General features: G+C 62.9%; 21 protein-coding genes and 1 other RNA gene. 21 read left to right on the top strand and 1 reads right to left on the bottom strand.

The annotated features are described in order from the left end of the window. Nucleotides 1–4: 4 nt before the first annotated feature. The 15 genes from H3028_RS10770 (at nt 5) to H3028_RS10840 (ending at nt 5823) form a co-directional block, all read left to right on the top strand. The gene (locus H3028_RS10770; RefSeq protein WP_181297002.1) at nt 5–679 is read left to right on the top strand and encodes a DUF2786 domain-containing protein; all 675 of its coding nucleotides are present in this window, start codon (nt 5–7) and stop codon (nt 677–679) included. After that, an RNA gene (locus H3028_RS10775) (hammerhead ribozyme type II) lies at nt 678–751 on the top strand. Before H3028_RS10770 ends, H3028_RS10775 begins: the two co-directional genes overlap by 2 nt. A gap of 5 nt (nt 752–756) precedes the next feature. Beyond that, nucleotides 757–978: a hypothetical protein gene (locus H3028_RS10780; RefSeq protein WP_181297003.1), complete on the top strand. Its 222-nt coding sequence runs from the start codon at nt 757–759 to the stop codon at nt 976–978. Further along, nucleotides 975–1256, top strand: a complete 282-nt coding sequence (locus tag H3028_RS10785) for a hypothetical protein (protein WP_181297004.1) — start codon at nt 975–977, stop codon at nt 1254–1256. Before H3028_RS10780 ends, H3028_RS10785 begins: the two co-directional genes overlap by 4 nt. Beyond that, a complete protein-coding gene (locus H3028_RS10790; protein WP_181297005.1) occupies nt 1253–1654 on the top strand; it encodes a gp16 family protein in 402 nt (133 codons plus the stop codon). Before H3028_RS10785 ends, H3028_RS10790 begins: the two co-directional genes overlap by 4 nt. Further along, nucleotides 1654–2082, top strand: coding sequence for a Mor transcription activator family protein (locus H3028_RS10795; RefSeq protein ID WP_181297006.1), 429 nt, complete (start codon nt 1654–1656; stop codon nt 2080–2082). Before H3028_RS10790 ends, H3028_RS10795 begins: the two co-directional genes overlap by 1 nt. A gap of 79 nt (nt 2083–2161) precedes the next feature. Continuing rightward, complete coding sequence (locus tag H3028_RS10800; RefSeq protein ID WP_181297007.1) at nt 2162–2728, top strand: hypothetical protein; 567 nt, start codon at nt 2162–2164, stop codon at nt 2726–2728. Between the two features lie 97 nt (nt 2729–2825). After that, entirely contained in the window at nt 2826–3176 is a 351-nt protein-coding gene (locus H3028_RS10805) for a hypothetical protein (protein ID WP_181297008.1), read from the top strand. Then, entirely contained in the window at nt 3173–3652 is a 480-nt protein-coding gene (locus tag H3028_RS10810) for a structural protein (protein ID WP_181297009.1), read from the top strand. The genes H3028_RS10805 and H3028_RS10810 overlap by 4 nt, the downstream gene beginning before the upstream one ends. Then, nucleotides 3645–3842, top strand: coding sequence for a hypothetical protein (locus tag H3028_RS10815; protein WP_181297010.1), 198 nt, complete (start codon nt 3645–3647; stop codon nt 3840–3842). The genes H3028_RS10810 and H3028_RS10815 overlap by 8 nt, the downstream gene beginning before the upstream one ends. Further along, nucleotides 3839–4015, top strand: a complete 177-nt coding sequence (locus H3028_RS10820; protein ID WP_181297011.1) for a hypothetical protein — start codon at nt 3839–3841, stop codon at nt 4013–4015. The genes H3028_RS10815 and H3028_RS10820 overlap by 4 nt, the downstream gene beginning before the upstream one ends. Next, nucleotides 4008–4622, top strand: coding sequence for a lysis protein (locus H3028_RS10825; RefSeq protein WP_181297012.1), 615 nt, complete (start codon nt 4008–4010; stop codon nt 4620–4622). Before H3028_RS10820 ends, H3028_RS10825 begins: the two co-directional genes overlap by 8 nt. Beyond that, a complete protein-coding gene (locus H3028_RS10830; protein WP_159969778.1) occupies nt 4619–5008 on the top strand; it encodes a hypothetical protein in 390 nt (129 codons plus the stop codon). Before H3028_RS10825 ends, H3028_RS10830 begins: the two co-directional genes overlap by 4 nt. Continuing rightward, a complete protein-coding gene (locus H3028_RS10835; RefSeq protein ID WP_181297013.1) occupies nt 5001–5309 on the top strand; it encodes a hypothetical protein in 309 nt (102 codons plus the stop codon). The genes H3028_RS10830 and H3028_RS10835 overlap by 8 nt, the downstream gene beginning before the upstream one ends. 1 nt (nt 5310) lies before the next feature. After that, nucleotides 5311–5823: a DUF3486 family protein gene (locus H3028_RS10840; RefSeq protein WP_181297014.1), complete on the top strand. Its 513-nt coding sequence runs from the start codon at nt 5311–5313 to the stop codon at nt 5821–5823. An 8-nt stretch (nt 5824–5831) separates the two neighbouring features. On the opposite strand, the gene H3028_RS10845 is transcribed toward H3028_RS10840, so the two are convergent. Further along, complete coding sequence (locus tag H3028_RS10845; RefSeq protein WP_181297015.1) at nt 5832–6338, bottom strand: hypothetical protein; 507 nt, start codon at nt 6336–6338, stop codon at nt 5832–5834. Between the two features lie 62 nt (nt 6339–6400). On the opposite strand from H3028_RS10845, the gene H3028_RS10850 reads away from it, so the two are divergent. From H3028_RS10850 to H3028_RS10875, 6 genes are all read left to right on the top strand, one after another. Beyond that, nucleotides 6401–7942 (top strand): hypothetical protein, encoded by a 1542-nt coding sequence (locus H3028_RS10850; protein WP_181297016.1) that lies wholly within the window; start codon nt 6401–6403, stop codon nt 7940–7942. Between the two features lie 20 nt (nt 7943–7962). After that, the gene (locus tag H3028_RS10855) at nt 7963–9495 is read left to right on the top strand and encodes a DUF935 domain-containing protein (RefSeq protein ID WP_181297017.1); all 1533 of its coding nucleotides are present in this window, start codon (nt 7963–7965) and stop codon (nt 9493–9495) included. After that, nucleotides 9495–10616 carry a phage minor head protein gene (locus tag H3028_RS10860; protein ID WP_181297018.1) on the top strand — a complete coding sequence of 374 codons (1122 nt, stop codon included), beginning with the start codon at nt 9495–9497 and terminating at the stop codon, nt 10614–10616. The genes H3028_RS10855 and H3028_RS10860 overlap by 1 nt, the downstream gene beginning before the upstream one ends. Before the next feature lie 164 nt (nt 10617–10780). Continuing rightward, a complete protein-coding gene (locus tag H3028_RS10865) occupies nt 10781–11566 on the top strand; it encodes a hypothetical protein (RefSeq protein WP_181297019.1) in 786 nt (261 codons plus the stop codon). A 47-nt stretch (nt 11567–11613) separates the two neighbouring features. Further along, on the top strand, nt 11614–12678 hold the full coding sequence (locus H3028_RS10870) for a phage protease (protein WP_181297020.1): 1065 nt from the start codon (nt 11614–11616) through the stop codon (nt 12676–12678). A gap of 9 nt (nt 12679–12687) precedes the next feature. Next, nucleotides 12688–13086 carry a hypothetical protein gene (locus tag H3028_RS10875; protein ID WP_181297021.1) on the top strand — a complete coding sequence of 133 codons (399 nt, stop codon included), beginning with the start codon at nt 12688–12690 and terminating at the stop codon, nt 13084–13086. The last annotated feature ends 10 nt before the right edge of the window (nt 13087–13096 follow it).

Genomic DNA, 13096 nt, shown 5'->3' on the forward strand with positions numbered 1-13096 from the left:
AGCAATGGATCACAAGAAGGCCCTGGAAAAGATTAAGAAGTGCCTGCGGCTCGCCGCAAGCAGCAACCCGCACGAGTCCGCCGCAGCCATGCGCCAGGCGCGTGCACTGATGGAGAAGTACCAGGTCGGCGAAGCTGACGTACTGATAGCCGACGTGCTGGAAGTCGGTGCGCGCAGCGGCTCGAAGGTGAACCCGCCGCAGTGGGAGGCCAATCTGGCCGGCACCGTAGCGCGAGCCTACAGCTGCCGCGTCATCTTTATCGCCGGCCCCGGCGACTGGTCATTCATCGGCGAGATGGCCGAGATAGCGGGCTACGCCATGACCGTGCTGCTGCGGCAGGTGAGGCAGGCCCGCCGCGACTACATCGCCGACACGCTGAAGCGCTGCAAAACGGCGACCAAGACCCGCCGCGCCGACGTCTTCTGCGATGCGTGGGTATGGTCGGTTAGAACCAAGGTTCAGGAATTCGCGGGCAGCCAGGCGCCATCGGCAGCCGTTGAGGCATACATCCGCAAGCATCACCCCGAACTGGAAAGCGGTAAGGCCAACGACCGCAACGCCACCAAGGGCAAGTTGAGCAATCGCGCGATCAATGACGCAGCCAATGGAATCCGCGCCGCCACAGGCGTCCAGCTCAACCATGGCGTGGATGGCCAGGCGCCCCTGGCATTGCACTGAGCGAAACCTAGCCCCCTCACCGGGGCGACGGTCTGCCGGGCGTGGTTGCCCGGTACTGATGAGCAGCCGAGGACACCATGCAACTGCTACGAAACCGAGCCGATTGGTGCGAGTGGGCCGAGAGGCTCGCTGGCGTCAGCATCCGCCACGCCTACAACGTACCGGCCGAGCCAGCCGCCTACCCCTGTTTCGCCTACGCCGTTATTGAGAGCTTTGCCTATGAGGTCGAAGCGGCCAGTTATCTGCTCCCTGTTGACCTCTGCAGGATGGCGGCCGAGCTGCTGGAGACTCGCCCATGACTGACGAGCGCAAGGCCGAACGGATCCGCCAGCAGAACGCCGCACGCCAGCAAGCAAGGCGCGATCGCAAGCAGCTCCGCCGCGAGCAGGTTGGAGCCGAGAAGATCAAGTTCGAGATCTACGGCGGCACCCGCCGCGACCTCGACGCGATGCAGCAGGTTGGCGGCTACGCCGAGACGGGTGAGGCCATCACCCTCGCCATTCGCTACATGGCCGCCATGGCCCGCCGGGATCCGGCTGCGTTCGCCGAGGCAATGAACCCGAGGAACCCACTGTGAGCAGTCTCGCCAAGATCCACATTGCCAAAAGCCAGCTGGGGCTTGATGACGACACGTACCGCGCATTGCTGGCCCGCGTGGCCGGCGTGCGCTCGGCCAAAGAGCTGAGCCCGCGCCAGATCGGTGCCGTCCTGGCTGAGTTCGAGCGCCTTGGCTTCAAGCCCAAGCCTGCAAAAAAGGCAGGCCGATCAGTGCCAAAGCCAGCACAAGACAGAGCATCCCTAGTCGGCAAGATCGAGGCCTTCCTGGCTGAAGCGAATCGCCCCTGGGCATACGCCGACGCGATGGCGTTGCGTATGTTCAAGGTCGAACGGGTAGAATGGCTCGATAGTGGCCAGTTGCAACGTCTGGTCGCCGCCTTTGTGTATGACGCCAAGCGCCACGGGAAGCCCACCTAATGGAAATCGACCAGGTCAAAGAGCTGCTGCCAAAGCAACTTTTGGATATCGCGGAGGCCATCGGCCTGCCCGCTGCCCAGCGCCTGGTCGATGAATTGGGCGGGACCACCTGGCCAGTCGCCAAGGGCGTGCGACGGCTGGGCATCATCCGGCACGAAGCCTTGAAGGAAGTGATCGGTGAGCGCGCAGCCACCATCATGGCCGAGCAATGGGGCAGCGTGCCGCTGTACATCCCCAAGTGCGAAGCCGCCATCCGCCGCCTGCGTGACTTGGAGATCAACCGCCAGTACGTCCAGGGCGTGCGCGAAGGCGTGTCAGCTAATACCTTGGTCGCCGAGCTGGCCCGCAGCTACAAGCTCAGCGATCGGAGAGTCTGGGAGATACTGAAACAGCCGTCACCCGAGGCAACCGGCGATCTGTTTCACTGAAGGCTTTACGCCATCAATACAAGGAAGTAAAAGACAAGCCCCGCCAAGCGGGGCTTTAATTTAGGGCAAGGAGCTTGCAATGTTGAACACAATATTCGTGCTGGTTGTAGCGGCGTCTGCGGTTTGGGTCTACATGGATGCAACCAGTAACGGCATCGGTAAGACAGAAGGGAAAGGGTTCATTAATCTGTCGGCCGGCGCATGGGGCGTGCTGACATTGCTGCTGTGGATCATCGCGTTCCCGGTTTACCTCATCAAGCGACGTAGCCTGATTGAAAAAGCGAAGGATCATCCGGTCCAGGTTGGTGGGCGTACTGGGAAAGCCGCCATACTGGGCGGGGTTGGCGCCGCATGGGCCGTACTTACCGTGGTCGGGACTATGGCGACCGCACTGCCATCGTGCACCAGCTCTGATGCCGAGCAGCTGGTTGCCACCATCATTGGCGACATGCCGAGCGTGAAACTCGCCGGTATCAAGTTCGTCAGCCTGAAGGAGGTTGAAGAGCAAGGCTTCAACGAGCAATCGCAATTGCGTTCCTGCTCGGCGACACTGGTTACTACGGCTGGTGAGGATGACCTGCAGTTCTACATCAAGTGGAACAACCAGGAAGAAAGCGAGTTTTACGTTGAAGCACAGATTCTTTAACCTTCGCCCAGCCCAGCCCCGCCAAGTGCGGGGCTTCTTGTATCTACTGAACCCCTTCATTCTGCCCTGACATCCCGCCGTCGCCGAACATGGCGGCATGAAGAAACAAGCCACCACCACTCGCCCCCTTCGCCACGCGCGTGACTTCGCCCAGGCCATCATCGATGCCTATGGCGACGTCGAGCGGCAGCGCCAGATCTTCACGGCGTGCCCAGTCGAGCTGCGCAGCCTCGCCCGTGAGATGGCCAAGTCGGGCCTGGCCAAGGCCGAGCAGCGCGCCAAGCAGTTGGTCGAGCATCGCGAGATGCACCGCCGCGCCGCTGCCGTCGATCCGGCACCCCTGATCCCAACCAGACGCATCTCCTCCCTCCGCCAATCCAGCCCGGAGGTCGGTCGCGCGCGCCTGGCCGAGCTGCGTGCGGCCATCGGCAATAAGGAATCGGCATGACCGCACGCCAGCCTCGCGGCATTCGCAACTACAACCCCGGCAACCTGGAGCGCAACGGTACGCGCTGGCAAGGCATGGCCATCGACCAATCAGCTGATTCGCGGTTCATCGTCTTCAGCCATCCGGTCTGGGGCATCCGCGCCATAGCCCGAACGCTGATCACCTACCAAGACGCACGCCGTGCCCGCGACGGCAGCCGCATCGACAGCGTCAGGGAGATCATCGAGCGCTGGGCCCCCGCGCATGAAAACAACACGGGTGCTTATGCCAAAGCCGTTGCCAAATCGCTCGGGATCGGTCCGGACGATGAGATCGTCGACGTTTACGACTACGCCACCGCGACGGCCCTGGTGAAAGCCATCGTGCGCCATGAGAACGGCCAGGGCCCGCTGCCAGGTGGCAACTGGTACGGCGATGCGCTGGTTGCAGAAGGCCTCGCCCTGGCCGGCATCTTGGAGGGCGTGCGCCATGGCTGATTGCAAGCATTGGAGCCGCAGCCGAACGCTGTGGTTCAACGCGATCGTGGCCGGCCTGGTCGCGCTGGAGGCCAGCACCGGCCTGCTGCAACCGCACCTGCCGGTCAGCCTCTATACCGCCGTTGCCGTCGCGCTGCCTGTGGTCAACGCCATGCTGCGCGTGGTGACCACCCAGGGGGTCCGCGCATGATCCGTCGTCTCTGGGCATGGCTCGACAACCTCTTCGGCGCCCCGCGCATGTGGGTGCCAAATTGTCGGTACCAGACGCCACTGCCGCCTATCCGTGTCGGCAAGACCGGCATCGCCGCCGCCCGCCGTGCCGCTCGCAAAGCACGCAACCGCCGGAGGACCAAGCATGCTTGAGCGCCTGAGTTCTCCCTTGCCCAGCGGCCTAACCTTGGGCTTGCTGGCCTGCATGGTGTGCGCGTCCGCTGCAGGCGGAATCGCCTACGGCTTCGGTTATCGACACGCCGAAGCTTTGGGCGCCGCCAGCCTCAGCGACCTCAAGGAAAAGCACGCCATGCAGGCCAGCGAGACGGCCGAAGCCAACAACGTCAGCCTGCAGCAGCAGGTCACCCGAGCCAACCTGGCCGAACAGCAGATGTTCGCCGCGCTCGATCGTCTCGGTACCGAACAGCAGCCCATCCAGGAACGCATCCCCCATGTCACCAGCACCTATCGGCCGGAGCCTGCCGCTGCGCCTGAGCCTATTCCTCGTTGCGTATTCACTGTTGGCTGGCTGCGCGACTACAACGCCGCCCTCGGTGTGCCCGGAGCCCTGGCAGGCCCCGTTACCGGCCCTGCTGGCCCGGCCCCCTGGGCCGCCCCCGGCACTGACGCCGAGCTATTGGAAAGCGGCGTCACCCCGGCCGACATCCTCGCCCACGCCCAGGACTACGGGCGCTGGGCCCGGTCCCTCGCCAGCCAAGTGACCGGCCTGCTCAGCGCCAGGGAGACCGGCACGCAATGACTATGGAACTCGAATTAAGCCAGCTGATCGGCTGGGCCACAGGGCTGCTCAGCATCTTCGTCGGCATCGTCACCGGCCTGGTCAAGCTGCTGCTCGGTCAGTTCGAAAAGCGCTTGGCCGACCGCTTCGCCGCCCAGGACGCCGCCCGCCAGAGTGCCAGCCGACACTGGGAAGAGAGCTTCGCCAAGCTGCTCGATCGCCAGGACAAGGAAGCCGAAACGGTCAAGCAACTGGAGCGTGCCTTCATGCGCTTCCAGGCCGACCTGCCGCTCGAATACGTCCGCCGTGAAGACTGGGTCCGTGGCCAGTCGGTGATCGAGGCCAAGCTCGACGGCTTGGCCCTCAAGTTTGAAAACGTCCTGCTCAAAGGAGCGCGCCATGATTGATGCCGACAAAGCCCGCCGGGAAACCCTGCGCTGGTACATCCTGCTGACCCTGAACAAATCCCGCCCCGTGGATCCGCATGAAGCCGTCGTGCTCTCGACCATCCAGGGCATCTATCCCGACTGCACGCCGCTGGAGTTGCGGCGGGAATTGGATTACCTGGAGCATCGCAGCCTGGTCACGCTGGTCAAGCAGCCATCCGGTCCGTGGATTTGCGGCCTGACCCACTACGGCGTCGACATCGCCGAGTACACCGTCGAGTGCCGCCCCGGCATTGCTCGTCCTGAAAAGTACTGGAGCTGACATGCCGCCGCGCAGCAAGGTAACCACCCTGCCGGCCGAGGTTAAGGCATGGCTGGATCAGAGCCTGGTTGAAAGCAACTTCAGCGGCTATGAATCGCTGTCAGCGGAGCTGGCCGAGCGTGGCTATAGCATCGGCAAGTCAGCGCTGCACAGCTACGGGCAGAACTTCGAAGAGCGCCTGTCGGCGTTGAAGATGGCCAGCGAGCAGGCCCGTGCCGTGGTGGCCGCCGCGCCGGATGAGGAAGGCGCCGTCAACGAAGCGCTGATGCGCCTCGTCCAGGAACACCTGTTCAAGCTGCTGATGACTGACGGCAAACCTATCGACCTACCCAAGATAGCCAAGGCTGTCGCCGAGCTTGGCCGCGCCAGTGTCGTGCAAAAGAAGTGGCAGGCCGAAGTGCGTACCAAAGCAGAAGCCGCCGCCAGTCAGGTCGAGAAGATCGCCAAGAAAGGTGGCCTCGACGCGTCCACCGTTGCCGAGATCCGGCGGGAAATTCTTGGAGTCGCAGGGTGATGAGTTGGTCAATAACCCCTTGGTCCGTACGGGTCGTAGTCAGAAATAGCTATTCCAGAGCCGCCGCTCTGAATCTTATCAGTGCGTATCACGGAGCCACAGGGATGACATTTCAGCGCGTTATACCAACCATCCTCGCAAGCTTGCAGGATCGACTTGACGCCGTTCTGATAGCAATTGGCGCACAAATCATGCGGCGGTTCGGCGCCCTGCATCGCTGGCTTTATTCGATATCCGAGTGTGCCTGCTGGAAACTTGTGGAGCTGATAGCGCTCCTTCTCCTCTTCCCAGTTTTTGAATTGAGTAACTTCGGCTTCAAGGTCGCGTATGCGGCTCGCGAGCGCCGTATGTTCCGCATGGGCGCTGTTCAGTTGCCCCTGCAGTCCAAGCAGCACCCCATTCAGCTCGACCACCTTCGTCGTTACCGCCGCATCCGTTTTGAGCGTGAGCATGCTCTGCGTGATATCCGTAGCCGCTTTGATGCCCCCATAGGCACCCATGACCCAATCCATCATGGAAGCGTTTCCTGTAAGAGTGATAACGGCGATCAGATTAGCGCCAGCAACGGTGTTAATCCATGACCGTCCCGGCGATCCTCGACAATACCGCCACCATCGATATCCCCGCAGTCCTGCTTGATTATCAGAAGGACTGGATCGGCCTGCGCTCCCCGCTCAAAGTCGCAGAAAAGTCTCGCCGTATCGGCCTGACCTGGGCCGAGGCCGCGGATAACGTCCTGGTCGCGGCCGCCAGTCGCGAGGCCAAGGGTCAGACTGTTTATTATCTCGGCTACAACCAGGACATGACCGTCGAATACATCCAGGCCTGTGCCATGTGGGCGCGCGCGTTCAACTATGCGGCCGGCGAGATCGAAGAAGGCATCTGGCCGGACGAGGATCCAGACAAACACATCAAGACCTACACCATCAGCTTCCCCTCAAGCTTCCGGATCACCGCGTTGACCAGCCGCCCATCCAACCTGCGCGGTCGCCAGGGCGTGGTGGTGATCGATGAGGCAGCGTTCCACCAAGACCTAGCCGAGCTGCTCAAGGCGGCGCTAGCGCTTCTGATCTGGGGCGGTGAGGTGCATGTCATCAGCACCCACGATGGCACCGATAACCCGTTCAATGAGCTGATCGAGGAGATCCGCGCCGGTAAGCGCAAGGGCTTGCTGTTCCGCTCGACCTTCCGTGAGGCCGTCGAGCAAGGGCTCTATGAGCGGGTCTGCCTGCGCAAGGCCATCCCTTGGTCGGCAGAGGAGCAAGCCGCCTGGGTCCAAGATGTGTACGACTTCTACGGCGATGCCGCCGAGGAGGAACTCGACTGCGTGCCCAGCCAGGGTGGCGGCGCCTACCTGTCGCTCGCGCTCCTGGAGCAGCGCACCAGTCGCGACGTGCCCGTGCTGCGCCTGGCCTACCCACAGGGCTACGAGACCATTGCCGAGCACATGCGGCTGGCTGACTCGTTGTCCTGGTGCGAACGTGAGCTGCTGCCGCTGCTGGCATCCCTGCCGCGCGAGGCGCGAAGCTTCTACGGCATGGACTTCGGCCGCAGCGGTGACTTGTCCGTCATCGTCCCGTTGCTACAGGAGCAGGATCTGCGCCGCCGCCAGCCCTTCCAGGTCGAACTACGCAACGTGCCGTTCAAGCAGCAGGAACAGATCCTGTTCTTCGTCGTCGACCGGCTGCCCAATTTCCTCGGTGGCAAGAACGATGCCCGAGGCAACGGCCAGGCGATCGCCGAGGCGGCAGCGGTCAAGTACGGCCACAGCCGCATCGACCAGGTGATGCTCACCGAGGGCTGGTACCGCGACAACATGCCCCCGTTCAAGGCCGCGCTCGAGGACGGCACTCTGCACGACCTGCCGGCCGACAAGGATACCGTCGACGATTATCGCGCGCTCAAGGTCGTCAAAGGCGTACCGCGCGTACCGGATACCCGTACCACCGAGAAAGGCGGCGGCAAGCGCCACGGCGATGCCGCCGTCGCGGGCGTGCTGGCGTACGCCGCCAGCCGCAGTCCGGCCGCCCCCATCGAATACACCCCCGCACCGCCCCGTGCCGATCGCTGGATTGAGTGCGACGACGATCAACCCGGCACCTGGCAAGGCGCCTGGTAGCCCTCCAGGAATAGATGCCCATGGCAATCGTAGACATCCACGGTCACCCCATCGAACAGAGCACCCTGCGCGAACAACAGACCTCTCGCCTCGGCCAGCTGCAGCAGGAATTCGCCGAGCATCCATCCAACGGGCTCACACCGCCCAAGCTGGCCGGCATCCTCCGAACCGCCGAGCAAGGCGACATCAAGGCCCAGTGCGAACTGTTCCAAGACATGGAAGAGAAAGATGCGCACCTGCTCGCCGAGATCGGCAAGCGCCGCCGGGCGCTGACCACTGTCGACTGGGCGGTGGTCCCACCACGCAACCCGAGCGCCGCAGAGCAGGCCGAGGCCGACTGGCTGAACGAAGTACTTCAGGATCTGCCCGACTTCGAGGACCTGCTGTTCGACATGCTCGATGCGATCGGCAAAGGCTTTGCCGGCATCGAGCTGGAATGGGAGCGGTACGGCCGCGAGTGGATGCCCAAGGCGTTCAACTACCGCGAGGCGTCCTGGTTCCAGCTGGATCCAGCCACCCGCTCCGAACTGCGCCTACGCGATGGCAGTGCCGAGGGCGAGCCCCTGCAGCCGTTCGGCTGGATCATGCATCAGCACAAGGCCAAGTCCGGCTATGTCGCGCGCGGCGGCTTGTATCGTGTGCTGGCTTGGCCGTACCTGTTCAAGAACTACGCCGTCCGGGATCTCGCCGAGTTCCTGGAGATCTATGGCCTGCCGGTCCGCCTGGGCAAATACCCAAGCGGCGCAACTGCAGACGAAAAAGCCACCCTGCTGCGCGCCGTAGTCAACATCGGCCACAACGCGGCCGGCATCATCCCCGAAGACATGGCGATCGACTTCAAGGAAGCGGCCAAGGGCCAGCACGACCCGTTCGACTGGATGGTGCAGTGGGCCGAGAAGAGCATGTCCAAGGCCATCCTCGGCGGCACGCTCACCAGCCAGGCCGACGGCAAGAGCAGCACCAACGCCTTGGGCGCAGTACACAACGAAGTGCGCCACGACCTGCTCAAGGCCGATGCCAAACAGGTCGCCACCACGTTGCGCCAGTACCTTCTCTATCCGCTCCTGGTGCTGAACAAGGGCGGCGAGCGCGACCCCCGCCGCTTGCCACGCTTCCAGTTCGACCTTGTCGAAGCGGAAGATCTCGGCACCTACGCCGAAGCACTGCCCAAGCTAGTCGAGGCCGGCATGCAGATCCCGGTCAGCTGGGCACACGACAAGTTGCGCATTCCGCTGCCGGGCAAAGATGACGCCGTGCTTGGCACTGGCGCGCAGGCCGAGCCGGTCACTGCCGCCACCCGCGTTGCCGCGCTCAAGAGCAAGCCGGACAACGACCCGATCGACGATCTGGCCGAGCAGCTCGCCAACGACTGGGAGCCCGTGGTCGAACTGGTCGCGCCGGTGCAGCAGCTGCTCGCCAGCTGTAAAAGCTTGGAAGAATTTCGCGATCGTCTGCCCGAGGTCATCCCCCAGCTGGACGCCAGCCAGTTCGCCGAGCTTATCGCCCAAGGCATGTTCGCCGGCACCCTGGCCGGCCGGACTGGGGCGGTCTGATGGTCGACCTGGTCGCGCTACCACCGGCGGAGGCCATCGAGTACTTCCGCCAGAAGGGCTTCGCTGTTGGCTTCGACTACCGCGACGTCTGGCAGGCGCAGCATCAGTCCGCATTCACCGTGGCCAAGGCCATGCAGCTCGATCTGCTCCAGGACATCCGCGCCGAGGTCGACCGGGCATTGGCCGAAGGCACCACGCTGCAGGACTTCCAGAAGCGGCTTATGCCCACCCTGCAGGCGAAAGGCTGGTGGGGCCGGCAGGATCGGCTGGATCCGCTGACCGGTGAGGTGCGCGACGTCCAGCTGGGCAGCCCGCGCCGGCTCAAAGTTATCTATGACACCAACCTGCGCACCGCCCACAGCGAAGGCCAATGGCAGCGCATCCAGGACCGCAAGGCCGCGTTTCCCTACCTGCAGTACGACGGCGGCAACTCGGAAAACCCCCGCCTGCAGCACAGCGCCTGGGACGGCCTGGTGCTCTCGGTGGATGATCCATTCTGGCAGAGCCATATGCCGGTCAAGGAATGGGGCTGCAAGTGCCGAGTCATCCCGATGACGGCGGGCCAGCTGCAGCGCCAAGGCATCGAGGTCAGCGAGTCGCCGAAGGTGCCCAGCGTCCCCTTCGTTAACAAGCGTACCGGTGAAGTGCAGCAGATCCCGAAGGGCGTCCACCCAGCGTTCCACTATCCACCAGGTGGGCGTCGCGCCAGCCTGAGCCAGCACCTGGTCGACAAGGTCGCCGCAGCACCGGCTGCCCTCGCACGTGCCAGCATCGCCGACCTGGTCACCGGTCAGGCCTTTGCCGAGTGGCACCGCAAACCGGCCGGTAGCTTTCCCGTTGGCTTGTTAGGCCAGAACGTTGCCGATCGCGTTGGTGCCAAGACATCGGTCGTCACCCTGACCGAAGCGGTTCTAGCCGAGCAGCTCGCCAACCAGCCGACGATACTCGTCGAGGATTACGCCCTGGTGCAAATGATTGTCGACCGTGCCATACCCAACCTGCAGGCGGACGGTAGCCTGCTCTATGTGGTCGAGCAGGCAGATGGGTCGATACTGCAGCTGACCATTCACCAAGCCGAATCGGAAGTGGTTGTTCGGAGCTTGGCTCGAATGTTCCGGTGAGCGGCCAAGCCAAGCAAGCGCAGCGCCCATACGAAGCACAAAGCGCTAATCGCTATCAGGCGCTGGCTTTGATAGTTCTTGGATGCTGTGAGCGCTTCTAACGGCCTTCTAACGGTGCTTGATATATCATTGAGCCATCTGAATGACGCGATGGCTAGCAAAGGATGGATCTAAATATCACGCAGTGGGCGATGACGATCATAGGCGGCTTGATTGTTGGATTGATTGTGGAAGAACGGAAAGCAATCAAGCGGTGGATGCTACGTCCTGCACGAGTAGCCAAAAAATTTATTTCACTGTGTCGCGCTGAGGTCACGATTCCCGCTGGGATTCTTAATACATCGGTGGTGTTGCTGCTGCTCCACACCGGGCTGATTTATGCCCTCGGTTTAGACTGGATTACACCTGATGTGCTGAAAAGCGATTGGTATCTCTCCGCGATTATCGCCATCGCCTTTCTTCTTATCGTTTTCCTTGCCGACTTTATACGTGGCCAACGTCGCGCAACAGCGGGAGACCAAACCCCTAGCCAACCGGTCAAGGCTGAACAAATTCGAGAAGCGATCAAGACCGCCGCACTTCATGGCGAATCGTTAACAGGTACCGTAGGTCAGGGCAGCGTCGTGGCGGAGATCGAGGATGCTCACCCGGCATCTAGCTCCTCTATTGCGTCAGCCACACTGATCGCCCATCAGATTCCGCCGGATACCGCTTTGCCTGGACCCGACAAAGTACTAGTAGCGATTGCAGCCGTCGGGCCTAATTTCGTTACGACACAGGCAATTCGCGCCCAAGCTATGTACGAGAAGATTGATACGGTCAGGCTTTATCTTTCCATGCTAAAAAGTGGGGGCATGGCTACCCCGGTCCCCGGGCCGCAAGGTCAACAGTTCTGGGTGCTAACCAACAAAGGCTTACGGCGCCTGAGAGAAATCGCAAAAACCCACTGAACCCCGTCAGCCTGTAACCCCCTGCTCATGCCGCCGACACTGGCGGCATGAAGACACAACACGCCCCCACCTCTGCCATCGCCGCCTGCACGTTCGAGATTCGCTCGGAGGGTGCCGCCATCCAGCTGTTCCCAGCCGGCGCTTTCAAGGCGCGTGACGGGCGGCCTCGGGACGTGACGGCCGGTCACTGGTATATCGACGCGCAGATCGCCGCCCGGCTGATCGCCTTGGTGGCCGCTCGCGCTACCGATCTCGTCATCGACTACGAACACCAGACCCTCAACAGCGAGACCAACGGCCAGCCCGCGCCCGCCGCCGGCTGGTTCCAGGGCACCGTTCTGGAATGGCGCGAAGGCCTCGGCCTGTTCGCCACCCAAGTGCAGTGGACGGAGAAAGCCGCTGGCTTCATCGCGGCCAAGGAATACCGCTACCTGAGCCCCGTCTTCAGCTACGACATGCAGACCGGCGAAGTCCTCAACCTGCTGCACGTCGCGCTTACCAACTATCCCGCACTCGACGGCATGGCCTCCCTGCCGGCGCTGGCGGCTGCCCGTTTCGAACTGGCCGACCCGGCCGCCACATCCGCAAAGGAGAACCAAAGTGTGAACAAAGAAGCGCTGATTGCACTGCTGGGTCTGTCCACAGACGCCAGCGAAGAAGACATCCAGACCGCCCTGACGGTGCTCAAGGCCGACGCTGGCAAGGTGGGCGAACTGCAAACCGCCCTGGCTGCGACCAAGACTGAAGGTCAGCCGGACCCCTCGAAATTCGTTCCGCTCAGCGTCGTCGAGTCGCTCAAACAGGACATCGCTGCGCTCAAGACCAGCCAAGTTGAAGGCGAAGTTGGCGAGCTGGTGAAAGCCGGCCTGGCCGATGGTCGCCTGCTGCCAGCTCAGGAGAAGTGGGCGAGCGACCTCGGCAAGAAAGACGTCGCCGCGCTCAAGACCTACCTGGAGCAAACCCCGGCGATCGCCGCGCTCAAAGGCCAGCAGACCCACCGCCACCAGTCCGAACCCCCTGCCACCGTCGAGCAGCTGGACACCGAAGCCCTGGCCGTATGCAAGGCCATGGGCGTCGAGCCGGCGGATTACCTCGCCACTTTGAAAGCGTAAGGAGCCCCCATGCCCGCTCTCACCCGCGACCGCAACACCCCACTCAAGAACGCCGAGGTCATCGGCGTCCCGGCCGCGACCAACACCGTCGTTTATGCCGGCGCGATCGTTGTGGCCACCGCCACCGGTTTTGCCGCACCCGGTAGCACCGCCGTCGGATTGACCTACCTCGGCCGCGCTGAGGAATCAGTGGACAACAGCAGCGGCGCCGATGGTGCGGCCACCGTCCTGGTCCGCCGCCTCAATGCCTTCAAGTGGGGCAATGACGGATCCATCACCCAGGCCCACCAAGGCAAAACAGCCTACATCGTCGACGACCAGACCCTGGCCGCCACTGACGGCACCGGTACCCGTTCCGCCGCTGGGCGCATCGTCGGCATCGAGTCCGACGGCGTCTGGATCGAATAAGGAGTTTCCC

The sequence above is a fragment of the Pseudomonas sp. Q2-TVG4-2 genome, from assembly GCF_013620795.1.
Lineage (GTDB): Bacteria > Pseudomonadota > Gammaproteobacteria > Pseudomonadales > Pseudomonadaceae > Stutzerimonas.